The sequence below is a fragment of the Streptomyces sp. NPDC007907 genome (assembly GCF_042959365.1).
Classification (GTDB): Bacteria; Actinomycetota; Actinomycetes; order Streptomycetales; family Streptomycetaceae; genus Streptomyces; species Streptomyces indiaensis.
Window position 1 is genome coordinate 600065 of sequence record NZ_JBIBKR010000003.1, and the last position, 24083, is coordinate 624147.

General features: G+C 73.4%; 24 protein-coding genes. 10 read left to right on the forward strand and 14 right to left on the reverse strand.

Annotation, left to right across the window (positions count from 1 at the left end; all coding sequences use genetic code 11):
- Nucleotides 1-127 precede the first annotated feature (127 nt).
- Complete coding sequence (locus ACFZDI_RS14145) at nucleotides 128-1000, forward strand: alpha/beta fold hydrolase (protein WP_391251115.1); 873 nt, start codon at nucleotides 128-130, stop codon at nucleotides 998-1000.
- Nucleotides 1001-1094: 94 nt separating this feature from the next.
- On the opposite strand, the gene ACFZDI_RS14150 is transcribed toward ACFZDI_RS14145, so the two are convergent.
- Both ACFZDI_RS14150 and ACFZDI_RS14155 read right to left on the reverse strand, forming a co-directional pair.
- On the reverse strand, nucleotides 1095-1298 hold the full coding sequence (locus tag ACFZDI_RS14150) for a cold-shock protein (protein ID WP_014670069.1): 204 nt from the start codon (nucleotides 1296-1298) through the stop codon (nucleotides 1095-1097).
- Between the two features lie 515 nt (nucleotides 1299-1813).
- On the reverse strand, nucleotides 1814-2779 hold the full coding sequence (locus ACFZDI_RS14155) for a pirin family protein (RefSeq protein ID WP_234749769.1): 966 nt from the start codon (nucleotides 2777-2779) through the stop codon (nucleotides 1814-1816).
- A 124-nt stretch (nucleotides 2780-2903) separates the two neighbouring features.
- On the opposite strand from ACFZDI_RS14155, the gene ACFZDI_RS14160 reads away from it, so the two are divergent.
- From ACFZDI_RS14160 to ACFZDI_RS14170, 3 genes are all read left to right on the forward strand, one after another.
- Complete coding sequence (locus ACFZDI_RS14160; RefSeq protein WP_391250390.1) at nucleotides 2904-3386, forward strand: MarR family transcriptional regulator; 483 nt, start codon at nucleotides 2904-2906, stop codon at nucleotides 3384-3386.
- Nucleotides 3383-3826, forward strand: a complete 444-nt coding sequence (locus tag ACFZDI_RS14165; RefSeq protein WP_391250392.1) for a MarR family transcriptional regulator — start codon at nucleotides 3383-3385, stop codon at nucleotides 3824-3826. Before ACFZDI_RS14160 ends, ACFZDI_RS14165 begins: the two co-directional genes overlap by 4 nt.
- 106 nt (nucleotides 3827-3932) lie before the next feature.
- Nucleotides 3933-4307, forward strand: a complete 375-nt coding sequence (locus ACFZDI_RS14170; protein WP_391250394.1) for a tetratricopeptide repeat protein — start codon at nucleotides 3933-3935, stop codon at nucleotides 4305-4307.
- A 66-nt stretch (nucleotides 4308-4373) separates the two neighbouring features.
- Here the strand turns inward: ACFZDI_RS14170 and ACFZDI_RS14175 are convergent, their stop codons facing one another.
- On the reverse strand, nucleotides 4374-5777 hold the full coding sequence (locus ACFZDI_RS14175; protein WP_391250396.1) for a PepSY domain-containing protein: 1404 nt from the start codon (nucleotides 5775-5777) through the stop codon (nucleotides 4374-4376).
- 154 nt (nucleotides 5778-5931) lie between these two features.
- Between ACFZDI_RS14175 and ACFZDI_RS14180 the strand changes: the two genes are divergently transcribed.
- Together ACFZDI_RS14180 and ACFZDI_RS14185 are read left to right on the forward strand one after the other, a co-directional pair.
- Nucleotides 5932-6576, forward strand: a complete 645-nt coding sequence (locus ACFZDI_RS14180) for a peptide deformylase (RefSeq protein ID WP_391250398.1) — start codon at nucleotides 5932-5934, stop codon at nucleotides 6574-6576.
- Between the two features lie 229 nt (nucleotides 6577-6805).
- Nucleotides 6806-8398: an ATP-binding cassette domain-containing protein gene (locus ACFZDI_RS14185; protein ID WP_391250400.1), complete on the forward strand. Its 1593-nt coding sequence runs from the start codon at nucleotides 6806-6808 to the stop codon at nucleotides 8396-8398.
- A 98-nt stretch (nucleotides 8399-8496) separates the two neighbouring features.
- On the opposite strand, the gene ACFZDI_RS14190 is transcribed toward ACFZDI_RS14185, so the two are convergent.
- On the reverse strand, nucleotides 8497-9927 hold the full coding sequence (locus tag ACFZDI_RS14190) for an FAD-dependent oxidoreductase (RefSeq protein WP_391250402.1): 1431 nt from the start codon (nucleotides 9925-9927) through the stop codon (nucleotides 8497-8499).
- Between the two features lie 119 nt (nucleotides 9928-10046).
- Here ACFZDI_RS14190 and trxA point away from each other — a divergent pair, with 119 nt between their 5' ends.
- Nucleotides 10047-10427, forward strand: coding sequence for a thioredoxin (trxA, locus tag ACFZDI_RS14195; RefSeq protein ID WP_234749753.1), 381 nt, complete (start codon nucleotides 10047-10049; stop codon nucleotides 10425-10427).
- Between the two features lie 49 nt (nucleotides 10428-10476).
- Here trxA and ACFZDI_RS14200 read toward each other — a convergent pair whose 3' ends face one another.
- The 3 genes from ACFZDI_RS14200 to ACFZDI_RS14210 all read right to left on the reverse strand — a co-directional run bounded on the left by ACFZDI_RS14200 (nucleotide 10477) and on the right by ACFZDI_RS14210 (nucleotide 14012).
- Nucleotides 10477-11913: an aldehyde dehydrogenase family protein gene (locus ACFZDI_RS14200; RefSeq protein ID WP_391250404.1), complete on the reverse strand. Its 1437-nt coding sequence runs from the start codon at nucleotides 11911-11913 to the stop codon at nucleotides 10477-10479.
- 299 nt (nucleotides 11914-12212) lie between these two features.
- Nucleotides 12213-13262 carry a LacI family DNA-binding transcriptional regulator gene (locus ACFZDI_RS14205; protein WP_372486508.1) on the reverse strand — a complete coding sequence of 350 codons (1050 nt, stop codon included), beginning with the start codon at nucleotides 13260-13262 and terminating at the stop codon, nucleotides 12213-12215.
- A 78-nt stretch (nucleotides 13263-13340) separates the two neighbouring features.
- Nucleotides 13341-14012 carry a TetR family transcriptional regulator gene (locus ACFZDI_RS14210; RefSeq protein ID WP_391250406.1) on the reverse strand — a complete coding sequence of 224 codons (672 nt, stop codon included), beginning with the start codon at nucleotides 14010-14012 and terminating at the stop codon, nucleotides 13341-13343.
- Nucleotides 14013-14136: 124 nt separating this feature from the next.
- On the opposite strand from ACFZDI_RS14210, the gene ACFZDI_RS14215 reads away from it, so the two are divergent.
- A complete protein-coding gene (locus ACFZDI_RS14215) occupies nucleotides 14137-14700 on the forward strand; it encodes an NAD(P)H-dependent oxidoreductase (protein WP_030851110.1) in 564 nt (187 codons plus the stop codon).
- A 135-nt stretch (nucleotides 14701-14835) separates the two neighbouring features.
- Here the strand turns inward: ACFZDI_RS14215 and ACFZDI_RS14220 are convergent, their stop codons facing one another.
- The 4 genes from ACFZDI_RS14220 to ACFZDI_RS14235 are packed head-to-tail and all read right to left on the reverse strand — an operon-like array spanning nucleotide 14836 to nucleotide 19598.
- On the reverse strand, nucleotides 14836-15960 hold the full coding sequence (locus tag ACFZDI_RS14220) for an XdhC family protein (protein WP_391250409.1): 1125 nt from the start codon (nucleotides 15958-15960) through the stop codon (nucleotides 14836-14838).
- Nucleotides 15953-18067 carry a molybdopterin cofactor-binding domain-containing protein gene (locus tag ACFZDI_RS14225; protein WP_391250411.1) on the reverse strand — a complete coding sequence of 705 codons (2115 nt, stop codon included), beginning with the start codon at nucleotides 18065-18067 and terminating at the stop codon, nucleotides 15953-15955. The genes ACFZDI_RS14220 and ACFZDI_RS14225 overlap by 8 nt, the downstream gene beginning before the upstream one ends.
- Nucleotides 18064-19056 (reverse strand): FAD binding domain-containing protein, encoded by a 993-nt coding sequence (locus ACFZDI_RS14230; protein ID WP_391250413.1) that lies wholly within the window; start codon nucleotides 19054-19056, stop codon nucleotides 18064-18066. Before ACFZDI_RS14230 ends, ACFZDI_RS14225 begins: the two co-directional genes overlap by 4 nt.
- The gene (locus ACFZDI_RS14235; RefSeq protein ID WP_234749739.1) at nucleotides 19053-19598 is read right to left on the reverse strand and encodes a (2Fe-2S)-binding protein; all 546 of its coding nucleotides are present in this window, start codon (nucleotides 19596-19598) and stop codon (nucleotides 19053-19055) included. Before ACFZDI_RS14235 ends, ACFZDI_RS14230 begins: the two co-directional genes overlap by 4 nt.
- A 242-nt stretch (nucleotides 19599-19840) precedes the next feature.
- Between ACFZDI_RS14235 and ACFZDI_RS14240 the strand changes: the two genes are divergently transcribed.
- Nucleotides 19841-20419 carry a TetR family transcriptional regulator gene (locus tag ACFZDI_RS14240; RefSeq protein WP_391250415.1) on the forward strand — a complete coding sequence of 193 codons (579 nt, stop codon included), beginning with the start codon at nucleotides 19841-19843 and terminating at the stop codon, nucleotides 20417-20419.
- Between the two features lie 42 nt (nucleotides 20420-20461).
- Here the strand turns inward: ACFZDI_RS14240 and ACFZDI_RS14245 are convergent, their stop codons facing one another.
- Nucleotides 20462-21367, reverse strand: coding sequence for a LysR substrate-binding domain-containing protein (locus ACFZDI_RS14245; RefSeq protein ID WP_391250418.1), 906 nt, complete (start codon nucleotides 21365-21367; stop codon nucleotides 20462-20464).
- 116 nt (nucleotides 21368-21483) lie between these two features.
- Here ACFZDI_RS14245 and ACFZDI_RS14250 point away from each other — a divergent pair, with 116 nt between their 5' ends.
- Nucleotides 21484-21699, forward strand: a complete 216-nt coding sequence (locus ACFZDI_RS14250) for a hypothetical protein (protein WP_391250420.1) — start codon at nucleotides 21484-21486, stop codon at nucleotides 21697-21699.
- A 54-nt stretch (nucleotides 21700-21753) separates the two neighbouring features.
- Here the strand turns inward: ACFZDI_RS14250 and ACFZDI_RS14255 are convergent, their stop codons facing one another.
- Both ACFZDI_RS14255 and ACFZDI_RS14260 read right to left on the reverse strand, forming a co-directional pair.
- On the reverse strand, nucleotides 21754-22395 hold the full coding sequence (locus ACFZDI_RS14255) for a hypothetical protein (protein ID WP_391250422.1): 642 nt from the start codon (nucleotides 22393-22395) through the stop codon (nucleotides 21754-21756).
- The gene (locus ACFZDI_RS14260; protein ID WP_391250424.1) at nucleotides 22392-24056 is read right to left on the reverse strand and encodes a protein kinase; all 1665 of its coding nucleotides are present in this window, start codon (nucleotides 24054-24056) and stop codon (nucleotides 22392-22394) included. Before ACFZDI_RS14260 ends, ACFZDI_RS14255 begins: the two co-directional genes overlap by 4 nt.
- Between the last annotated feature and the right edge of the window lie 27 nt (nucleotides 24057-24083).

Sequence of the window (24083 nt, forward strand, 5' to 3'; positions counted from 1 at the left end):
GTATCGGCCTTCCGACCGGTTATATTTGAATTCGACGTCAGGTTCAACCGTCGCGGCCTCTTGACAGCCCCTCTCCTCACCGCAAGGGTACCGACCAGTCGGTACGAAGGGGTGGATCGTGACTCAGCTGAGCATCTCCACGCATGCGGGCGTGTTCGACGCGATCGCGGCCGGTCCCGCCGGGGGCCGCCCGGTGCTCTTGCTGCACGGATTCCCGCAGACGGGGGTGGTGTGGCGGCGGCAGATCGAGGCGTTGGCCGCGCACGGCTTCCGGGTGGTGGCACCCGACCAGCGTGGGTACTCACCCGGGGCCCGCCCCCAGCGGCCCGAGGACTATCGGATCAGCCATCTCGTCGACGACGTCGTCGCGATCACGGAGGAACTGGGCTGGGAAACGTTCGACCTGGTCGGCCACGACTGGGGCGGCGCGGTGGCCTGGTGGACGGCTGATGCCCACCCCGGCCGCGTGCGCACCCTCACGGTCGTCTCGACCCCGCACCCCGGCGCCCTGGCCACCACCCTGCGCACGGATGAGGACCAGCGCAGTCGCTCGCACTACATGATCGACTGGCGCGAAACGCCCGCGACCGAAGAGCGCATGCTGGCCCACGGCGCCCAAGAGCTTCGCGACTTCTACGCCGGAAAGGTCCCGCAAGACAGCGCGGACGCCTATGTGCGTCACCTGTCCCGGCCTGGCGCTCTCACCGCTGCGCTGAACTGGTACCGCGCCGGCCGCCCCGACGGCGCGATCGGCGTCATCGACGTTCCCACGCTGTACGTCTGGAGCACGGACGACAGCGCGTTCGGCCCGGCAGCCGCGCAGGAGACCGAGCGATGGGTCAAGGGGCCGTACCGATTCGAGATCCTCCAAGGCGTCAGCCACTGGATCCCCGAGGAAGCGCCCGAGCCGCTGAGCCACCTGCTGCTCGACCATCTCCGAGCGCACGGCGAGTACGCGCCCCGCAGCGAAAACGCTGTCGCCGACCCTCAGAGAAGGTGACCCCAAAGGTGACCCCATGGAGACTGCTGACCACTGCGGCAGCAGGGCCCGGCCTCCCGAAGCCGGGATGCCGGGCCCTGACTGAGGCGCGCGATCAGGCGGGGCGGATGTTCTCCGCCTGCGGGCCCTTCTGGCCCTGCGTGACGTCGAACTCGACCTTCTGGCCCTCCTGCAGCTCGCGGTAGCCCTGGCTGGCGATGTTGGAGTAGTGGGCGAAGACGTCGGGGCCGCCGCCCTCCTGCTCGATGAAGCCGAAGCCCTTCTCGCTGTTGAACCACTTCACTGTGCCCTTGGCCATGGCTGGCTCCTTTGCGGGAAACCGGACACGCACCCTGCGCGACCGGGAGGTGATCGCCCTGGTCCGGAGAGGCGCTGAACAGCAAGAACGCCCGTGATGGCGATCACGGGCGAACGGAACTTCGGAACCACGACTGCTGATCACAACGCTATAACGGCGTGACGGAAGCCGCTAGCCAAAACGCGCCGACATCCGGCCCGGAACGAAGGGCTGGATCGCCCATGAGGCTCGGCCGAGGGTGATCAAGCGGTTGCGCCCTTCTTCTTCACAAGGCGACGGCGAGGCAGGTGCTCCCCGCCGCCGACTGTTTTCAGGGTGGGCTTCACCGATGGCGAGGACGAGCGCGTAGCACCCGAGGACCCGGCCTCCATGCTCGTCGGCGCCGACGGCCACCAAGGCGCGGTGGGCCCCGATGTCATCAGGACCGACCCGGTAGAGCGCACGATGGAACGGCGCAAGACAACGCACGGCGGCGAGTCATCACCCGTCACTCACCAATCAGCCGTTTCTGCGGATCAGCGCACCCTCCCCCGCGGCTTCAGAGGCGTCGCCGGCAGGTCCGGAGCCGGCAACGGGTGCCCGTCGTAGCCCTTCACCTCCCCGAACCGGGTCCCTTCCATCCAGTCCCGCCGCGCCTGCTCGATCTCCCCCTGCGTCCGTCCGATCCAGTTCCAGAACATGATCAGTTCCTCCTCGAACGGTTCGCCGCCCAGGAGCATCAGGCCCGCGTCCGACTCCGCCCGCAGGGGCAGTTCACTGCGGCCGCAGCCGAGGTAGAGCATGGAGCCGGGCAGGACCGGGACGCCGTCGACGTGGGCCTCGCCCGACATGGACAGGACGGCGTACTCGAAGTCCGGTTCGAGGGGCAGGCGGACGTCCGTGCCTCGGGTCAGGGCCAGGTCGGCCCCGACGATCGGTGTGTACGCGGTGCCCGGCGAGGTCGCCCCGTCGAGGTCGCCGAGGATCAGGGTGGCCGTGAGGCCGGGCGCCGTGACGACCGGGAGACCGGCGTGGTGTTCGAAGCGCGGGTCGGTGTGGCGGTGGCTGTCGGGGAGCGCGACCCACAGCTGCGCGCCGTGCAGGAAGCGGGCGTGCGAGCGCGGGCTCTCCTCGGAGTGGCTGATGGCCCGGCCGGAGGTCATCAGTCCCAGTTCACGCGGGCGGATCGTCTGGAGGCTGCCGGTGGAGTCGCGGTGCAGCACCTCGCCCTCGTGCAGCCAGCTCACGGTCTGCAGACCCATGTGGGGGTGCGGCGGGACCTGCATGCCGGGCTCGTCGGCGATGTCGTCGGGCCCGTAGTGGTCGACGAAGCACCAGGCTCCGACCATGCGACGGCCGAGGTTGGGCAGCAGCCGGCGGACCTCGCTGGACTCGCCCAGTTTCACCCGGCGGGGGCTGAGGAGTTCACGCACCGGCTCCGCCACCACGAAGCCACGGCCGCCGCACAGGGAAGGGGCCGCTTCGCGCTCAAGATTGCTCATGACGCCCAACCTAGTCCGGCGCGACGGTTTGCGTCAGCGTCGGGTTCGGGCCGCTCCGCGGCCGCGCTCACCGACCACCCTCATTTAGTAGCCATGGATATAGTAGCCATGTATGGTATTCCTCATGAGCGACGGTTACGAGGGCGCGACGCCCGGGTTCCTGGTGTGGCGGCTGTCGATGAAATGGCGGGTCGCGGTCGACCGCGCGGTGGCCCCGCTGGGGCTCACCCACGCGCAGTACTCACTGGTCGCCTCGCTGCACGGCATGCAGCGCTCCGGCGAACGGCCCAGCCAGCGCCGGCTCGCCGACCGCACCGGGCTCGAACCGCTCTACGTGTCGAAGCTGGCCCGCGCCCTGGAGACGGCCGGCCTCCTGGAGCGCACCCGGGACCCGCGCGACCCGCGCGCGGTGCAGCTCGCCCTCACGGAGCGGGGCACCGAGGTCACCCGTCAGGCGATCGAGGTCGTCCACACACTCCTCCAGCAGCTCCTCGACCCACTCGGCGGTCTCGACAGCGCGCGCACCCGGGAGTTCAAGCGCGAGCTGACCGCCCTGCTCGACGCACCCCTTGATCCCTCCATCCGGAACGAGACGGAGCAGTCATGACCACCACGCCCCTCGCCGACCCCCGCGTCATCGCCCTGGCCCACTACGCCGGCCGCGCCCTCCTCGAGAACGTGCTGGCCCGGCACGGCATCACCTTCCAGCAGTCCGTCACCCTCCGGCTCGCCGCCGTCGCCGACGGCCCGGTCGGGCGCGAGCAGCTCGTCGACGGTGTCACCGGCGCGCTGAAGATCGACGCGTCGGAGGTGCACGGCGTGCTCGACCAGCTGATCGCCGCCCAGTGGCTGGCCCCGGAGGGGGCGTCCGACCTGCGGATCACCGACGCCGGGCGGGAGCTGTACGCCACGACCACCCGTGAGACGGCGCCCCTCACCGCCCGGGTCTACGACGGGATCCCGGCGGAGGACCTGGCCGTCACGGGCCGGGTGCTGAGCCTGATCACGGAGCGGGCCGGCGCCGAGCTGACCGCCCTGACCCGCTAGGTCGTGCGGTGCGGGGAGGGCACCGCGCCCTCCGGCCCCGGCCACGCTCCGACCGGCGGAATAAGCGGCCGGGGGGCTCGGTTGACGGCCCCGAAGGAGGCACCGAGTGAACACGACCCACGACACGACGACGCAGGACACGACGTACTACGCCCACGGAACCCCGGCCGAGCGCTGGGAGCGTGCGCAGTTGTTCTTCGACGCCAAGGACTACGCCGCCGCCGCGCGCGTCCTGGTCGGGCTGGTCGAGGAGGTGCCCGAGCAGACCGGGCCCCGGCTGCTCCTGGCGCGCTCCTACTACCACTCGGCTCAACTGCGGCGCGCCGAGAGCGAGTTGCGGACGATCGTGGAGCGGGACCCGGTGGAGCACTACGCCCGGCTGATGCTCGGCCGTACGCTCCAGCGGCAGAACCGGCACGAGGAGGCGGAGTCGCACCTGCGGATCGCCTCGGCGCTCGCGGGTGACTTCGGCCCGCACTGACCCGCACCTCCCCAGGGAGATGCCCGGCTCCGTACGGAGCCGGGCATCCGTGGCTCCGCGGGACCGCTACCCGGCCGGCGCCCCGTACGACCGCTTCCCCCGCCGGTGGGCGATCTCCCCCAGCAGGATGTCGGCGGCGAGGAAGGCCGCCAGCGGGATGCCGAACAGGGGCAGGAAGTAGCCGAGTACGGCGATGCCCGCCATCAGCGGTACGAGGATCTGCGGCGGTACCTGCTGCCAGGCGCCGCGCGGGACGGGACGGCCGAAGGCACTGCCCCGGCCGCGCTGCCACCACATGCGGTAGCCCCAGACGATCAGCAGGATCAGGGCCAGCGCGAGCAGCATCAGGGCGATCTGGTTGGCCAGGCCGAACAGGACGCCGGTGTGCAGGTCGATGCCCCAGCGGGTGAGCTTCGCGAGCACCGGGTGGTCGGCGAAGCGCACCACGTCGGTGACCTGCCCGTCGGCCGGGTCGATCGCGACGGCGTCCTGCTTGGTGGGCCAGCTGCGCTGCACCTGCTTGACGACATATGCCGAGTTCGCGTCGGCGGGCGGCACGATCTCCACCGGGTCGCCCAGACCCTCGGCCCGTGCGGCCGACAGGACCTTGTCCAGGCCCACGCCGTGCGCGGCGTCGCCCGCCTGCCCCGCTGCGGAGCCGTGGCCGCCGTGTTCACCGCCGGCGGCCGCCGACACCGACGGGGTGGCCTGGCCGAGCGAGGTGCGCAGCTCGTCGATGGTGGCCCCCGCGTAGGCGGACCAGGTCAGGCCGGTCGCCGAGAGGAAGAAGAAGCCGATCGCGGCCCACACGCCGATCGTGCCGTGCAGTCCGAGGGTGCGACGCCGCCCCTTCGTGCCCCGTACCTTGCGCAGGGCGCGGCGGCGGGAGAACCACAGCACCAGCCCGCCCGCCGAGATCACCCACAGCCAGCTGGCGGCCAGCTCGGAGTACAACCGCCCCGGCTCCCCGAGGTGCAGGTCGCGGTGGAACTCGTCGATCCAGGTGCGCAGCGGCAGCGCGCCGGTCGAGCCGTACTGTTCGAGGGAGCCGCGCACCTTCGCGGTGTACGGGTCCACGAACACCGCGAGCGTGTGACCCTCGTCGACGCCCGGGACGCCGGACAGCATCACGCGGGTCGTCGCGTCGGCCTCGGGCGAGGGACGCACGGCCGAGATGGTGCCCTCGGGGTGGGCCTTGCGCGCGGCGGCGACCTGCTCGCTGATCGGCAGCTTCCGCTCGCCCGCGGGGACGGTCATCTCATGGTCGTACACGAGCTTCTCGGCCGGGAAGGCGCCGGCGTAGAGCAGGCCGGTGACGGCGGCGATCAGGAGGAACGGCGCCACCAGCACCCCGGCGTAGAAGTGCAGGCGGAGGATCAGCGGGCGCAGGGAGGCCCAGCTGCTCCTCGACGGTGCCGGGGCGGCTGGTTGCGGGGCCTCGTCCGTGGTGGTCGAGGGAGCGGTGGTCATCGGCGGGCTTCTCCGGGGGACGTCTACTGGGCCGTCGCGGTGCGGACGGCGTCTGTTGCGGTGCAGTAGTCGGGGCCGCGGGGCGTTCAGTTCCCGGCAGGCATGCGTGACGTGCGTCACACTGAGGTGGGGAGTGCCGTGCCATCCTGGCGCGATGGGAACTCCGGGCGATCGCGCACCCCTGGCCGAGCGGGTCGAGCAACTCCTCGACAGTGGCCTGCCGTTGGCCATCGTCGCGGCGGGCGACCCGGTGCTGCGGCACGGCACCGTGCCGTACGACGGTCAACTGGGGCCCGCCCTGCTGGACCGGTTCGTCGAGGCGCTGCGGGTCACCATGCGCGCGGCACCCGGGGTCGGCCTGGCGGCGCCGCAGGTCGGCGTGGAGCTCAGGATCGCGGTGATCGAGGACCCCGCACCGGTTCCGGACGACGTACGTCTGGCGCGTGGGCGGGTGCCGCAGCCGTTCCGCGTCCTGGTCAATCCCGCCTACGAGCCCGTCGGGGACGCGCGGGCCGCGTTCTTCGAGGGCTGCCTGAGCGTGCCGGGCTGGCAGGCGGTGGTGGCGCGGCCGGCCGAGGTCCGGTTGACCGGGCAGGACGAGCAGGGGCGGACGCTGAACGAGGTGTTCACGGGCTGGCCGGCACGGATCGTGCAGCACGAGACGGACCACCTCGACGGTGTCCTGTACCTGGACCGCGCCGAGCCGCGTTCCCTTTCGTCCCACCAGGCGATGGCGGAGCGCTGGGCCCAGCCGACCCCCGACGAGGCGGCACGGGCACTCGGCTTCGACCTGCCGTAGCCCGGCGAGCCTGCGACGGAGACAGCCCGGCAGGCCTGCCGGCGGGATGCGCAGGCACCCGGCAGCGAACCGAGCCGCCACAGCCCGGCAGGCGGTGCCGCCGAAATCGGCAGGCGCCCGACGCGGTGCCCCCGTTACCGTATCCGCATGTCTACGCCCCGAATTTCCTAGCCGAGGACCCACTTCCACGCCACCCGTGTGTCCTCTTGCTGGTTCGGAGCGTTTTCTCATGATCACCGTTCGTGACGTCGACGTGCGCGTGGGCGCCCGTCTGCTGCTGTCCGGCGTCTCCTTCCACGTCTCCCCCGGCGACCGCATCGGCCTGGTCGGCCGCAACGGCGCCGGGAAGACCACCCTGTTGCACACCCTGGCGGGCGAACTGCGGCCCGCCGCCGGCTCGGTCGTCCGCACGGCCGGCGTCGGCCACCTCCCCCAGGACTCCCGCGCCGCCGACCAGTCGGTCACCGTGACCGACCGGATCCTGTCCGCACGCGGCCTGGACCTGGCCGTGCGGGCGCTGCGGAGCGCCGAGGCCGCGATGGCCGACGGCACGGAACGGTCGATGAACGCCTACGTGCGGGCCGAGGCCGAGTTCCAGGCCCGCGGGGGCTACGCGGCCGAGGCGGAGGCCGCCCGGGTCGCCGCCGGTCTCGGCCTGCCGGCAGAGCTGATGGACCGGCGGCTCGGCGCGCTGTCGGGCGGTCAGCGCCGCCGCGTCGAACTGGCCCGCATCCTGTTCGCCGGGTACGGCACACTGCTGCTGGACGAGCCCACGAACCACCTCGACGCGGCGTCCATCGCCTGGCTGCGCACCTTCCTGACGAGCCATCAGGGCGGTCTGGTGATGATCAGCCACGACACCTCCCTGCTGGCCGGCACCGTGAACCGGGTCTTCCATCTGGACCCCGGGCGGGCCGCGCTCGACGTCCACAACACCGGCTGGGACGCCTATCTGACGCAGCGGGAGGCCGACGAGCGGCGCCGGGCGCGGGAGCGGTCGAACGCCGAGCGCAAGGCGGCGGCGCTGCACGCCCAGGCCGGCAGGATGCGGGCCCGGGTCTCGACCGCGGTGGCCGCGCGGAACATGGCCCGCCGTGCCGACCGGCTGCTCGCCGACCTCGAACCGGCCCGGCGCGCCGCGAAGACGGCCAGAATCCGGCTGCCCGAGCCGGCGCCCTGCGGCCGCATCCCACTCGGCGCGGTGCGCCTGACCAGGTCGTACGGCGGCCGGCACGTTCTGCGGGGCGTCGACCTGGCTGTAGACCGGGGCAGCCGCCTGGTGGTGCTCGGTCCCAACGGCGCCGGGAAGACCACCCTGTTGCGCCTGCTCGCCGGGCGGGACACGCCGGACGGCGGCCGCGTGGTGCACGGGCACGGTCTGCGCCTCGGCTACTTCGCGCAGGAACACGACACCCTGGACCCGGAGTCGACGGTCCGCGAGCACCTGGCCGGTGCCGCACCGCACCTCACCGACGGTGAAGTCCGCCAGGTGCTGGGCGCGTTCCTGTTCACCGGCGACGACACCGGCAAGCCGGCCGGTGTCCTGTCGGGCGGTGAGAAGACCCGGCTGGCCCTGGCGGGTCTGGTGCACTCGGGCGCCAACGTCCTGCTCCTCGACGAGCCCACCAACAACCTGGACCCGGCCTCGCGCGCCGAGGTCCTTGCAGCGGTCGGCACCTACCCGGGCGCGATCGTCATGGTCACGCACGACGAGGGCGCCGTGGACGCGCTGCGGCCGGACCGGGTGCTGCTGCTGCCGGAGGCGGAGGAGGATCTGTGGGACGACGACTACCGGGAGTTGGTGGTGCCCGCGGAGGCGTGATCTGGTTCCTCGCCGTCGGCGCCCGGCAGGGCGTCGTCTTCATGCGGCCGAGGCTGTCCCGCGGGTGTCGGGACCGCCTCGGGGTCGGCGGAGGGGCCTCACGCGTCCCGGTACGCCTCCAGCAGCCGCAGCCACACCTCGCTGATCGTCGGGTAGGACGGGACGGCGTGCCACAGGCGGCTGATCGGGACGCGGCCGGCGACCGCGATCGTCGCGGAGTGGATGAGTTCACCGACTCCGGGACCGACGAGGGTGACGCCGCGCAGGATCTCTTCCTCGACGTCGACGACCATGCGGGCGCGGCCCTGGTAACCGTCGGCGTACAGGCCTGCCCCGGAGACGGTGGACAGGTCCACGTCGACGGCCTTCACCCGGTGGCCCGCCTGTTCCGCCTCGGCCAGGGACAGGCCCACGGCCGCGGCCTCCGGGTCGGTGAAGACGACCTGGGGAACGGCCGCGTGATCCGCGGTCGCGGCGTGGGCGCCCCAGGGCTCGCCGAGGAGGGTCTCACCGGTTGCCCGCGCGGCGATGGCGGCGCCCGCGATGCGGGCCTGGTACTTGCCCTGGTGGGTGAGGAGGGCCCGGTGGTTCACGTCGCCGACCGCGTACAGCCAGTCGTGGCCGGTCACCCGGAGGCTGTCGTCGACCGGCAGCCAGGAACCGGGGTCGAGGCCGATCGACTCCAGGCCGATGTCGTCGGTGCGCGGGGCGCGGCCGGTGGCGAAGAGGATCTCGTCGGCCTCGATACGGTCGCCCTTGTCGGTCACGGCGATGACGGTGCCGTTCTCCCGGGTCACGGACTCCACCGAGGTGCCGGTGCGGACGTCCGCTCCGGCCTCCGTGAGCGCCTCGGCGATCAGTTCTCCGGCGAAGGGCTCCATCCGCGGGAGCAGGCCCTTGCCGCGGACCAGCAGGGTGACCTGCGAGCCCAGGGCCTGCCAGACGGTGGCCATCTCGGTGGCCACCACTCCGCCGCCGACGACGATCAGCCGGCCGGGCACCGACTTCGAGCTGGTGGCCTCCCGGCTGGTCCACGGCTTGACGGTGTCCAGTCCGGGCAGGCCGGGCAGGGCGGCGCGGCTTCCGGTGCAGACGGCGACGGCGTGCCGGGCGGTCAGGACGCGCTCACCGCCGTCCGGGCCGGTGACCGTCACCTCGCGGGGGCCGGTGAGGCGCCCGTGGCCCCGGTAGAGGTCGGCTCCGATGGAGTCGAGCCACCCGACCTGGCCGTCGTCCTTCCAGTTCGAGGTGTAGTAGTCCCGGTGGGCCAGGACCGCGGAGGCGTCGAGGGGGCCCTGCACGGACTGGCGCAGGCCCGGCACGCGTCGGGCGTCCGCGCGGGCGATCACCGGCCGCAGCAGGGCCTTGCTGGGCATGCACGCCCAGTAGGAGCACTCGCCGCCGACCAGTTCGCTCTCCACGACCGCGGTGGTCAGTCCGGCCGCGCGGGTGCGGTCGGCGACGTTCTCCCCCACGGGCCCGGCCCCGAGCACCACGACGTCGTACGTGTTGGTTTCCGTTTCCGTCATGGGGTCAGTCTGGTGGGTGGTGTGCGCCCTGGCCACATGGGTAGGGGCGCGGAATACGTGTCCGGTCGGCCGTGTTGTGCCGACGGCTTGACCCCACACCAGGAAGAGGGATGTACGCCATGAGCAGCACCGTGGAGCTCACCAAGGAGAACTTCGACCAGACGGTCACGGACAACGAGTTCGTCCTGATCGACTTCTGGGCCGACTGGTGCGGGCCGTGCAAGCAGTTCGCCCCGGTCTACGAGAAGGCGGCGGAGGAGAACCCGGACCTCGTGTTCGGCAAGGTGGACACCGAGGCGCAGCCCGAGCTGGCCGCGGCCTTCGGTATCCAGTCCATTCCCACGCTGATGATCGTCCGTGACCAGGTCGCCGTGTTCGCCCAGCCGGGCGCCCTGCCCGAGGCCGCCCTGACGGACGTGATCGGGCAGGCCCGCAATCTCGACATGGACGAGGTCCGCAAGGCGGTCGCCGAGCAGCAGGCCCAGCAGCCGGCCGAGTGACCCGGCACGGGGCCCGGACGGCCGGGCCCTCGGGCGGGGGGCGGAGCTCCTAGAAGGGGTAGGGAGCGACGTCTCCGCGTACCGTCGTCCAGCGCAGTTCGGTGAAGGCCTCCAGATTGGCCTCGCCGCCGAACCGGGCGCCGGTGCCGGAGGCGGCGACCCCGCCGAAGGGCGCCACGGCTTCGTCGTTCACGGTCTGGTCGTTGATGTGGACGATGCCGGTCGGGATGCGCTCGGCGAGGTCGAGGCCGCGGGCCGGGTCCCTGGTGACGATGCCCAGGGAGAGCCCGTACGGGCTCTGCGCGGCCAGGGCCGCCGCCTCGTCGGCGGTGGTGAACGAACGGACGGGCGCCACCGGGCCGAACACCTCCTCCGTGTAGGCGGGGGTGCGGTCGTCGACGTGGGCGAGGACCGTCGGCCGGTAGAAGAGCCGGTCGTGGGTGCCGCCGGCGGCGAGCTTCGCGCCCGCGGCCGTGCTGGCGTCGACCAGGCCGCTGATCTTGGCGAGCTGACCCGAGTCGATGATGGGGCCGAGGTGGACCTGGTCCCGGTACGGGTCGCCGACGGCGAGTGAGTCGGCTTTGGCGGCCAGTCGCTCGACGTACTCGTCGTAGAGGGACGCGTGCACCAGATGGCGTCCGGTGGTCATGCAGATCTGGCCCTGGTGGAAGAACGAGCCCCAGGCGGCCGTGGAGATCACCGCGTCGAGGTCGGCGTCCTCCAGCACGATCATGGCCGAGTTGCCGCCCAGTTCCAGGTGGGCCCGCTTGAGGTGACGGCCGGCGGCCTCGCCCACGGCCCGCCCGGCGGCGGTGGAGCCGGTGAAGGAGATGACCGGTACGCGGGGGTCGGCGACCAGGGCCTGTCCGGCGTCCGGGCCGCCGGGCAGCACGTGCAGCAGGTCCTCCGGCAGGCCCGCGGCGGCGAAGACCGCGGCGAGGGACAGCCCTCCGCAGACGGCGGTGCGCGGGTCCGGCTTCAGCAGGACCGCGTTGCCCAGCGCCAGGGCCGGTGCGACGGAGCGGATGGACAGGATCAGCGGCGCGTTGAACGGCGAGATCACACCGACCACGCCGGCCGGGACGCGGCGCGTGTACGACAGGCGCGGCGCCTCGCTGGGCAGGACCTGGCCGGCCGGGCGGGAGGCGAGGGCTGCGGCCTCGTAGCACTCCTGGGCGGCGACGTGCAGCTCGAAGTCGGCCTTGCCGGGGACGGACCCCGATTCCCGCACGAGCCATTCGCGCAGTTCGGCGGCGTGTTCGGTGAACAGGTCGCCGGCCTTGCGCAGGACGGCGGCGCGAGCGAAGTGCGGGGTGCGGGCCCATGCGGTCCGGGCGGCGGCGGCCCGTCCGGCGGCGGCCTCGACGTCCTGGGGGCCGGCGAGGGTGAGGGGGCCGAGGGCTTGGCCGGTGGCTGGCTCGGTGACCGTGTACCCGGGCCCCGTGAGCGTGCGGGGCTGCCAGGTCCTCGTGTCGAGCAACGGCATGACGGCTCTCCGATCGATCGGTCACCGGCTGACGGGTGAAGCGGAACTCCCGTACGTGCGCGGCCGGTTCGGCGGTCACATGGCGGAACGGACCGTGCGGGCGCGGCGGTGTGCACCGCTGCCCGCGCGGGAACGCGTCCCCATTAGTTGAGCATGCAACATCCTAGCCGTGCCGCGCCCGCGGAACGGGCCATCCGCCTCGTTGTCCACCGCCGGCCGCCGCGCCCACCTCCGGGTCAAGTCGCGTACTGCGCACGTCAGTCGTAACCCCTACAGGTCAAGCCGCGCACCTCTGCGGGTCAACTGGACTCGCGGTGCAGCACCGTGGCCCCCAGCACCTTGTGCGCCTCCGGCTCGGTGGCGGGCCTGCGCACCGCGCGGTCGACCAGTTCGGCCAGTTCACGGCCGGAGGGCAGCCGCAGCCGGACCGTGCTGAGGCGGGGCCGCAGCAGCCGGCCGAGCATCAGGTCGTCGGCGCCGATCACGGCCGTCTCCTCGGGGATGCGGATCCCCTCGTCCAGCAGGGCCCGCATCAGCAGCATCGCGTACTCGTCGTTGTAGGTGAACACGGCGTCCAGACCCAGGATGCGCCAGCGCGCGGCGAGACGCGCCGCCGCCTGTTCGTCATAGGCGAGGGGCAGTTCGGTCACCGTGGCGTCCGTGCCGCGCACCGACTGGCGCACGCCGTCGAGGCGCGGTGCGGAGAACGCCTCCAGGCCCGGCTCCTGCGGGACGACGACGCCGATCCGGCGCCGGCCGCGGTCGTAGAGGTGGGCGCCCGCGCTGTGGCCGACGACGTCGTGGTCCATGAGCAGCGCGTGCGCGCCCTCGATGGTCTCCGGTCCGAGGGTGACCACGGCCCGCGCTCCGGAGCGCTTGAGCACCGCCACCCCGCGCGGGCCCGGCCCGGAGCCGGGTACGAGCACGGCCACCGGCCGCAACTCGGCCCAGGCGCGGGCCGCTTCGTCACCGTGCGGGCCGCCGGTGCCGTGCTGCACGACGGTGTAGTCCAGGGCGGCGAGCGAGGCCTGGAGGTCGGTGAGGAACCGGCTGTAGAGAGGGCCGACGGGGAAGGTCGGCGCGGGGATCAGCACCATGCGGCTGTGCCCGGCGCGCAGACTGCGGGCCGCCGCGTGGGGGACGTAGCCGAGTTCCCTCGCGGCCTCGCGCACGCGGCGTCGGGTGGGTTCGCTGATCCGTACGGCGCTGGTGTTGTTGAGGACATAGGAGACGGTCGCGCGCGAGACGCCGGCCAGGCGGGCCACATCGGCGCTCGTGGGCACGGAGCGCGACGGTGCGGGGGACGGGGGCGCGGGCGTTTTCGGTATCTGCACCATGACGTACGGCATCTTGGCAGAAGCCCCAAGGCCCCCTCGCGGCGGGGGAGTTGTGAGAAACCCGTGAGCGCTCACGGGGTACGGTGGCACTCAAGGGCAGGTGGTGCCCGCACCCGTCACCCGGTCGACCAGGTCGATCCACGCGGCCTCCAGACGGGCCAGGGGGATCGCGCACTGCCTGGTCAGATGGTGGATCAGGGCGGGGTCGAGCTGACCCATCAGCGCATGGGAGAGGAGATCGCAGTCCGCTTCGGGGACGGCCTGGCGCAGCAGCATCTCGATGTGGTGCCGCAGCACCCGGCGGGCGGGGGCCACGAAGCGGCGGCTGGCGCCGGGCTCGGCCGCCAGCTGGAGCTCCAGGTCGTCGGCGGAGCGGCGCAGCATGGCGCAGCCGAACGCGCGCAGTCGCTCCACGGGCGGTGCTCCGGGCCCGAGCGGCGGCGGACCGGTGAGGAAGGCGGCCTGGAACTTCTTCTCGGAGTGGTCGAGCAGGGCCGTCAGCAGGCCGGTGCGGTCGCCGAATCTGCGGAAGACGGTGCCCTTGCCGACACAGGCCTCGGCGGCCACGGCCTCCATCGTGACGGCCTCCGCGCCGCGCTCCGCCACCAGGCGACCGGCGGCCTCCAGCAGCCGGGCGCGGTTGCGGGCGGCATCGGCCCGCAGGCACGGCTCGTCGCCCTCCAGGGCGGTGTCGAGCTGCAGCAGCTCGGGGCGGGCGACGGGCTCCTGGGGCGTCGGGAAAGGGGGCGGTGCGGCGGACATGAAGCCAGCGTAAAGCATCGGGAACAAAACTGGACCGCGGTCCGGTTAGGATGCTAGAACGAATAAACGGACCCCGGTCCGGATCGTCAGTGACCTAACCAGCGCCTCAGATGTGGGAGTCAGCATGTCCGTTCGTATCCTTGCCCTCGTCGGCAGCCTCCGTGCCGGTTCGCACAACCGCCAGCTGGCCGAGGCGGCCGTGAAGCTCGCCCCCGAAGGTGCCGAGGTGAACCTGTTCGAGGGCCTGGCCGAGATCCCCTTCTACAACGAGGACATCGACGTGGAGGGCAGCGTCCCGGCCGCCGCCGCACGGCTGCGCGAGGCCGCGAACGCCGCCGACGGCCTGATCCTGTTCACCCCCGAGTACAACGGCACCATCCCGGCCGTGCTGAAGAACGCCATCGACTGGCTGTCCCGCCCGTACGGTGCCGGTGCCCTCAGCGGCAAGCCCGTCGCCGTGGTCGGAACCGCGTTCGGCCAGTACGGCGGTGTCTGGGCGCACGACGAGACCCGCAAGTCCGTCGGTGTGGCCGGCGGCAAGGTCCTGGAGGACGTCAAGCTGTCCATCCCCGGCTCGATGACCCGTTTCGCCGAGACGCACCCGGCCGACGACGCCGAGGTCGCCGAGCAGCTGACCGAGGTCATCGCCCGTCTGCACGGTCACGCCTCGGAGCCCGCCGCGGCCTGACGCACACCCTCACGCCCGTGGAGGGGCCGGGGCCGTTTGCGGCCCTGGCCCCTCCGGCGCGTCGGCGGCAGCCGTCAGGGCCGGCTGCGGCTTGTGGGCCCGGTCGGCGGGATCGGCGTGCCCGAACCGGTGACCTCAGGCCGGCTGCGGCTCGCGGTCGCGTCGGTGGATCGGTCTGGCCGAACCCGTGAGGGGAGCGCCCGTGCCCCCGTGCCGTGCCGCGACGATCTCCGCGGCGATCGACACGGCGGTCTCCTCGGGCGTACGGGCCCCCAGGTCGAGGCCGATCGGAGACCTGAGCCGGGCGATTTCGGGCTCGCCCAGCCCCGCCTCCCGCAGCCTCCGTTCGCGGTCCGCGTGGGTGCGGCGCGAGCCCATCGCGCCGATGTAGGCCACCGGCAGCCGCAGCGCTTCCGTGAGCAGCGGGATGTCGAACTTCGCGTCATGGGTGAGCACGCACAGCATCGTGCGCCCGTCGGTCACCGTCCGCCGGAGGTAGCGGTCGGGCCAGTCGACGACGACCTCGTCGGCCTCCGGGAAGCGGGCCCGGGTCGCGAAGACGGAACGGGCGTCGCACACGGTCACGTGGTAGCCCAGGAACTTCCCCGCCCGCACCAGGGCCGCGGCGAAGTCGATGGCGCCGAAGACGATCATGCGCGGCGGTGGGGCGGCCGACTCGACGAGCAGCGTGAGACCGCCGGGGCAGTGTGACCCGTCCTCGCTGAGGTCCACGGTGCCGGTACGTCCGCCGGCGAGCAGGGCGCCTGCCCGGTCGAGCACGGTGCGGTCCAGGCCCGGAGCACCGCCGAGGCCGCCTTCGCAGGAGCCGTCGGGGCGGACCAGCAGGGCCCGGCCGAGGAGGCCGGACGGGCCCCGGACCACCCGGGCCAGGGCCACGGGTTCCTGCCGGGCGGCGGCCGCCAGGGCGGCCGCCTCGGCCGCCCGACCGCCCGTGAACGGGGTGACCATGACATCGATCGTCCCGCCGCAGGTCAGACCCACCGCGAAGGCGTCCTCGTCGCTGTAGCCGAACCGCTCGACCACCGTCTCGCCGTCCTGGAGGGCCTGGAGGCACAGGTCGTACACCGCTCCTTCCACGCATCCCCCGGAGACCGAGCCGACGGCCGTGCCGTCGGCCCGGACCGCGAGCGCGGCGCCGGGAGGGCGCGGGGCGCTGCCGCCGACGGCGACCACCGTGGCGACGGCGAAGTCCCGGCCCTCCTCGATCCACTCGTGCAGGGGCCCCGCGAGATCAAGCATCGGCGCCAGCCAGCAGGACCCGGTCCGGCCGGATCGGCAGGTCGCGGTGGCGCACCCCGGTCGCGTGCCACACGGCGTTGGCGACCGCCGCGGCCGCGCCCACGATGCCGACCTCGCCGATGCCCTTGATGCCCACCGGGTCGTCCGGGTCGCGGTCGTCGACCCAGTCGGCCTCGATGTGCGGTACGTCGGCGTGCGCGGCGACGTGGTATCCGGCCAGGTCCGCGCCGTACAGGCCGCCGCTCGCGCGGTCCCGGACGGCTTCCTCGTGCAGGGCCATGGAGATGCCCCAGGCCATGCCGCCGACGAGCTGGCTGCGGGCGGTCAGCGGGTTCACGATCCGGCCGGCCGCGAAGATGCCCAGCATCCGGCGGACGCGGACCTCCCCGGTGGCGGGGTCGACGGCGACCTCGGCGAACTGCGCGCCGAAGGAGTGCCGCTCCTTCTGGGCGAGGGCGCCGAGGGCCCGGCTCGTGTCCGAGCGTACGGTGACGCCCTCCGGCGGGATGTCGGCGCCGGGCGCGAGGCTGCGGCGCAGTTCCTCGGCCGCCTCCGTGACGGCCCAGCCCCAGGAGCGGGTGCCCGCCGAGCCGCCGGCGATCATCGCGGGGCCGAGGTCGCTGTCCCCGATGCGCACCCGGACGCGGTCCGCGGGCACCTCCAGGGCGTCCGCGGCGACCAGGGTGAGCGCGGTCCTGGCGCCGGTGCCGATGTCCGCGGCGTTGATCCGCACCGTGAAGGTGCCGTCCGTCTCCGCTGTCACGGAGGCCGTGGACGGCATGGCCATCACGGGGAAGGAGGCCGCCGCCATGCCCGTGCCGAGCAGCCAGCGGCCCTTCCGGCGCAACCCGGGCCGCGGGTCCCGCCCGGCCCAGCCGAACCTCCGGGCGCCCTCGCGGAAGCAGGCGACCAGGTTGCGGCCTCCGAACGGCAGCCCGGAGACCGGGCCCACCGCGGGCTCGTTGCGGATCCGCAGGTCGATGGGGTCGACGCCGCACCGCTCGGCGAGCTCGTCGAGCGCCGACTCCAGGGCGAACGAGCCCGGCGCCTCACCCGGGGCGCGCATCCAGGTGGGGGTGGGGACGTCGAGCTTCACCAGCCGGCTGGCGGTGTGGTGGGCGTCGGCGGCGTACATCGAGCGGCTCGCGGCCGCGCTCGGCTCGACGAAGTCGTGCACGGTCGAGGTCTGGTTCAGCGAGCGGTGCTCCAGGGCGCGCAGCCGCCCGTTCACGTCGGCGCCGAGCCTGACCCGCTGGGCGGTGGGGCTGCGGTGGCCGGCGAGGGAGAACATCTGTCGGCGGGTCAGCACGACCCGGACGGGGCGCTGCAGCACGGTCGCGGCCATCACGGCGGCCACCTGGTGCGCTCGGGTGCCCTTGCTGCCGAAGCCCCCGCCGACATGCTCGGAGCGGACACGCACGGACGCCGGGTCGAGGGAGAAGAGGTGGGCGAGTTCGCCGGCGACCCAGCCGGTGCCCTGGTTGGAGTCGACGACCTCCAGCCGTCCGCCCTCCCAGCGGGCCGCCGCCGCGTGCGGCTCCATCGGGTTGTGGTGCTCCTCGGGGGTGGTGTACTCGGCGTCCACCACGACGGCGGACGCCGCGAGCTCGGCCTCCAGGTCGCCCTTCTCCATCACGGCCGGAACGTGCCCGTCGAGCGGGTACGCCTCGGACTCGCGCCGCGCGGAGAACGCCACGTCGTGCGGCTCCCGTTCGTAGTGCACCACGAGGGCCTCGGCGGCCTCGCGGGCCTGCTCGGACGTCTCGGCGACGACCAGGGCCACCGGCCAGCCCATGTGGGGCACCCGGTCGTGCTGGAAGAGACCGGTGCTCGGGTCCGGCGGGACGCCCATCATGCCGGTGAAGCCGGTGTCGACACGCGGGGCGTTGCCGTGGTGGAGGACGGTGAGGACGCCGGGCATGGCGAGCACGGCCTCGGCGTCCAGGGCGCGGACGCGGCCGCGGGCCACGGTCGACAGCACCAGCCAGCCGTGGGCGAGGTCCGCGAAGGGGATCTCGCCGGCGTAACGGGCCGCGCCGGTGACCTTGTCGCGGCCCTCCACGCGGGTGTGCGCGGTGCCGGCGCCGCCCTTGGTGGCGGTGGTCATCGGGCGGCCTCCTCGGCGAGTTCGCTCAGGACGGCCACGACGAGGTTGCGCATCAGGGTCACCTTGTATCCGTTGTGGGGCAGGGGCCGGGCGGCCGTCAGTTCGGCGTCGGCGGCGGCCGCGAAGTTCCCGGCGTCGGCCGGGGCACCGGTCAGGACGCGTTCGGCCGTGCGGGCGCGCCAGGGACGGGAGGCGACCGCGCCGAACGCCAGACGCACGTCGTGGACGTGGCCGTCCCGTACGTCGAGCGCGGCGGCGACGGAGCCGATGGCGAAGGCGTACGAGGCCCGCTCACGCACCTTGCGGTAGCGGGAGTGGGCGGCTGTGGCGGTGGCCGGGAGGGTCACGCCGGTGATGAGGGCACCCGGCCGCAGGGCGGTCTCCAGGTGCGGGGTCTCCCCCACCGGCAGGTACAGGTCGGTGAGCGGCAACTCCCCCGGCCCGGCCGCCGTTTCGTAGCTGACGCGCGCGTCGAAGGCGGCCAGGGCCACGCCCATGTCGGACGGGTGGGTGGCCACGCAGTGATCCGAGGCGCCCAGGACGGCGTGGTTGTGGTGCTCGCCCTCGATCGCGGGGCAGCCGCTTCCGGGAACGCGTTTGTTGCACGGGGAGTTGACGTCGGTGAAATAGCCGCAGCGGGTGCGCTGGAGCAGGTTGCCGCCGACGGTGGCCATGTTGCGCAGCTGACCGGAGGCGCCCGCCAGCACCGCCTGTGTCAGGGCCGGGTAGCGGCGTCTGATCTCGGGGTGGGCGGCCAGGTCGCTGTTGGTGACGGTCGCGCCGATGCGCAGCCCGCCGTCCGCGGTCTCCTCGACGCGGTTCAGGGGCAGTTCGGTGACGTCGACGAGCCGGGCGGGCCGTTCGACGCCGGTCTTCATGAGGTCGACGAGGTTGGTGCCGCCGCCGAGGAACCGGGCCTCCCGGTCGCCGTCGAGCAGTGCGACGGCGCCGGAGACGTCGTACGCCCGCTGGTAGCCGAACTCCCTCATGCCGCAGCTCCGTTCGTCTCCTGAGCGGCCCGGGCCACGGCCTGGACGATCGACACGTACGCGCCGCAGCGGCACAGGTTGCCGCTCATGCGCTCGCGGATCTCCTCCGGGGTCAGCGGCGGGGGACCCGCCTCGGGCCGGACGTCACCGGTGACCGCGCTCGGCCAGCCGGCCGCGTGCTCCTCGATCACGGCGATGGCCGAGCAGATCTGCCCCGGAGTGCAGTAGCCGCACTGGAAGCCGTCCAGGTCGAGGAACGCCTGCTGCACCGGGTGCAGTCGCTCGCCCTCGGCCACGCCTTCGATGGTGGTGATCTCGCGTCCTTCGGCCGCGACCGCCAGGTGCAGACAGGCCACCTTGCGGCGGCCGTCGACCAGGACGGTGCAGGCGCCGCACTGCCCCTGGTCGCAGCCCTTCTTGGTGCCGGTCAGGTCCAGGCGCTCACGGAGGGCGTCGAGCAGGGTGGTGCGGTGGTCGACGGTCAGCGCGTACTTCTCGCCGTTGACGGACAGGGTGAGGTCGCTGGACGTCGATGGGGGCATGGAAGCCTTCTCTCTCACATCGCGAGGTCTGGGGCGGTGTCGCTGCCCGGCGGTGGCGCCGGGCGGCGGCCGTGCGGGAGGCGGGGCGCGCCTGAGCACAGCGCGCCGGACGTGGGGTGTCCGCAGGGATGGCCCGCCGATACGATGGAACAAGCGGACAGTTGTCCGTTACTCGGGAAACGTAACGGACAACTGTCCGGTTAGCAAGGTCCGGTTTCGGCCGCGGACCGCGAGGAGTACGAGTGCGGCAGAACAAGGACACCCCCCTGCGCTCGGACGCGCAGCGCAACCGCGAGCGCATCCTGGCCGTGGCACTGGAGGAACTGACGCGTGCGGCGGACGTCCCGCTGAGCGCGATCGCGAAGAAGGCGGGCGTCGGGCAGGGCACCTTCTACCGCCACTTCCCCACCCGTGAGGCACTCGTCCTGGAGATCTACCGGCACGAGATGCAGCAGGTCGCCGACACCGCGGCGCCGCTGCTGGAGGGCCGGGAGCCGGACCGGGCGCTGCGCGAGTGGATGGACCGGCTGGCGCGGTTCGCCATGGCCAAGGCGGGCCTCGCCGACGCGATCCGCCAGGCCACCAGCGCACCGGGGCAGCCGGCGAAGCCCGGGCACGCCCCGGTGACCGAGGCGGCCGAACTGCTGCTCCGGGCCGCGGAGGAGGCCGGCACCATCCGCCCGGGGGTCACCGCGGACGACCTCTTCCTCGTCATCGGGGGGCTCTGGACGATCGACCCCCGCACCGACTGGCAGCCGCGCGCCACGCGCCTGCTGGACTTCGTCATGGACGGGCTGCGCGTGGGTGCGCCCCGGGGGTGAGACGCCGGCCCGGCCGGCACCCGCGAGCGCTCCGGCCTCCCGTCAGGCGACCGCCGCGGCCGCCAGGGTCCGCAGTTCCTCCAGTGCCGCCGTCACCGCCGGCCGGGCGTGGCCGCCGCTCCTGGTGCAGGTCAGGAACTTGCGGTGAGGGTTGCCGGTGCAGCGGACCCGGGTGATCGGCAGCTGCGGGGACAGCTGGGCCAGGCGCGGCACGAGGGCGACGCCGAGCCCGTGGGCCACGAGATGGGCGCAGACGTTCCAGTCGAGGGCGTGGTGGACGACCTCGGGGGTGAATCCGGCCGCGCCGCAGGCGGACAGGACGTGCGGACGGCAGGGACTGTCCTGCACGGGCGCGATCCACGCCTCCCGCGCGGCCTCGGCGAGATCGATCCGTGCCCGCCCCGCCAGCCGGTGCCCTTCGGGTACGACGAGGTCGAACGGGTCGTCGAGCAGGGGTTGCTGGACGAACCGTGCGTCGCTCAACGGCGGGTTGTACGGGGTCACTTCGACGACGGCCAGGTCGCTCTCGCCCTCGAAGAGCAGGTCGAAACTCTCCGGCACACCCGCCTCGGTGATCCGGACGGACAGCTGCGGATACAGCTCCCGCAGCCGGGCCGTCATCGGCGCCAGCAGTACCGAGACGGCCACCGGGAACCCGGTCACCCGCAGCACCCCGGAGGGCGCCCCGTGATCGGCCCGCAGTTCCAGTTCGGCCTGGTCCCACCGGGCCTGGATGGCGTCGGCGTGCGCCAGCAGGCTCTCGGCGGCCGCGGTGAGACGCACCCCGCGCCCCTGCGGCTCCAGCAGCTCGACGCCCAGTTCCCGGGCGAGTTGCCGGACCTGCTGGGAGGCGGCGGAGGGCGTGAAGTGCAGGGCCCGGGCGGCCGCGGTGACCGTGCCGTAGTGGGCGACCGCCCTCAGGACGTGCAGCCTGCGCAGGTCAATCATGAAGCCCAGGCTTCACAGTGAGGTCCGCGAAGTCAACCTGGACGTACACGGATCCGCGGCCGCACGCTGGGTGTGTCGCGACGATCCCACCAGCCACGACGGACGAGGAGCCGGCCATGACCAGCACCGACACCACCTCCTGCCCGCACTGCGGCCGACCCGACGGCGCCGGGCCGTTCCGGGTGCTGTCCCGCCACCTCACCGCGACGGGCCACACGGAATGGGCACGCTGCCGATGCGGCTCGCTGCAGGTACGGGTGGCCGACGGGCGCGGGACACGCGTCGTCTCGCGCAGCAGGCCCGCGGCAGCGGTGGGTGCCGCGAGCGCCTGAGTCCGCCACCAGGGCCCACTTCGGCGCGGTCGTCGTGAAAGCGGCGGTGGGTCGTCAGGGGCAGTCGTACGTGAAGGCGGCGCCGGCCGTGCGCGGAGTGCCCGAGAGGATGCGCAGTTCGGCCCGTGCGGTGCGGTGACCGGGGCCCTGGAAGGTCCAGCGCAGCTGAAGACGGGTCTGTGTCCGGCCCCGGGCCAGCACGTCCTTCAGGACGCCCGAGGCGGTGCCGTCGCTCCGGACCCAGCGGTAGGACAGCGTGCCGGGGCGGCCGTTGGTGGTGACGACGGCGACGAGGTCCGCGGTCGCGTCACAGCCCAGGGACGTGGGCCGGGCCGTGACCGTCACCGCGCTCACCTTCAGCGGCGGCCCGAGGCGCTGCCAGGCGAGGAACGCCAGGACGCAGACCAGGACCAGCACGGGCAGGGCGTGTCTGCGCAGCCGCCGGGACCGGGGTGCCGGGGTCGGCGGTGGGACGGCGGGGAGCGTCCGGTGGGTGCGCCGGTGGGCGGCGGCGGTCACGCCCGGCCCGAAACGCAGCACGGTTCCTTCGACGCGGTCGGGAAGCGTCGGCCCCGTCTCCGGTTGCTCCACGAGGGTCTCGTCTGCTCCGGGCCGCTGGATCCAGTGGCTGGCGAGCACCGTCGCGCTGTACTCCGCGTCGGCGTCGGGGCGGTGGTCGTCGTCGGGTGCGGTCATCGCAGGTCGCACCGCCGGGTCAGGAGCTGCTGCGAGGCTCCGCCGTCGGCGGCGGCCGGAGTCGTGGTGGCCTGCACCGTCCAGTAGCAGCCGGTGTTCTGGAAGGTGTGGTCGACGCTGAGCGTGTACTGGGTGGCGCCGCTGCGCTCGAAGGTCTGCGACGCGCCGTCCGCGGTGCCGGGCTGCCCCGCCGTGTCGCCCGCGAACCAGGAGACGGTGATGGTCACCGGGCCGGTGCCGTCCGTGGTGACGCCGAGGGTCGCCGTGGCGGTCGTCGGGCCCGTCTGCCGGAAGCCGGACACGGTGACGTCTTCCACCGCCGGGCCGGTGGGCGTTGCCGGGGCGGTGGTCGTGGCCGTGGGTGGTGTCACGGTGGCCGTCACCGCGGGAGTGGCCGTCCCCGCACCGGAGCCGCCGGAGCCGCCGCCGGGCGGGGCGGCGGAAGCCGCGGGCGTGCCGGTGGCCGCGGGGTCGGAGTCCGACGGCGTGGGGGACGGTGACCCGCCGTCCGAGGTGGTCGGCGTGGGCGTCGGGGAGTCGGCGGCGGGTGCGCCGGAAGCCGCCGGACCGGCACCCGATCCGGCACCCGTGGTGGCCAGGGCCTGCGCCGCCCGCTGTGCCGCGGTGCCGGGATCGAACGGCAGCCCGTACGTCAGGAGGGCGCCGAGGAGCACGGCCGCGGCGGACACGAGCAGTCCGGCGCGGCCGGGCAGCCACGGGCGCGCCCGGCCCGGGCCCGGTGTCCGGCTCAGCACCGTGCGAGCGGTGTCCGTGGTGCTCCGGGGGGCTGTGCGGGCCGACGGCAGGAGCAGCGGCAGCAGGGCCACCAGCGCGGCGAGCCTGCCCCGGCCGCGTTCCTCCCAGTCGGGGCCGTAGGCGGTGCCGGCGACCGTCTCCAGCTCGGTGACGAACACCTCGGCCCGCGCGGGTCGTTCCACCGGGTCCTTGGCCAGCCCGCGCCGCACCAGCTCCCGCACCGCCTCGGGGACCTCCTCGGCGGGCACGGGCGCGTCGAGGTGCCGCAGCGCGAGTTCCGCGAGGTTGTCCCCCTCGTACGGCTTGTGACCCGTCAGGCACTCGAAGAAGGTGGCCGTGGCGGCGTACACGTCGGCGGCGGGCGAGGCGGGTGCGCCGGTCCACTGCTCGGGGGCCATGTAGGACGGGGTCCCCGCCACCCCCGCGCTGGTGCCCACGTCCACCGCGATGCCGAAGTCGACGAGCTTGGAGGACCCGTCGGGTACGACCAGGACGTTCTCCGGCTTGTAGTCGCGGTGGACGACACCGAGGCGGTGCGCGTCGGCCAGGCCGAGCAGGGATCCCTTGAGGACGACGAGCGCGGCCTCGGGGTCCAGGGGGCCCTCCCGTCTGAGCAGCGTGCGCAACGGGACGCCGTCGACCAGCTCCATCACGATGGCGGCGCCGTCCGGGCTCTCCACGTACTCGTACAAGCCGGCGACATGGGGGCTCTCCAGCCCGCCGAGCAGCCGGGCCTCGGCCCGGAAGTCGTGCACGAACCCCGGCCGGGTGCGCAGTGATTCGCTCAGGTACTTCACGGCGACCGGCACGCCGGTCTCCTCGTGCACGGCGAGCACGACCCGGCCGCTGGCCCCTGAACCGAGTTCGAGCGACTCGGTGTACCCGGGCACCGCCCATGCGTTCATTTCCCACCCCCGAGGCGGCCGCTCCCC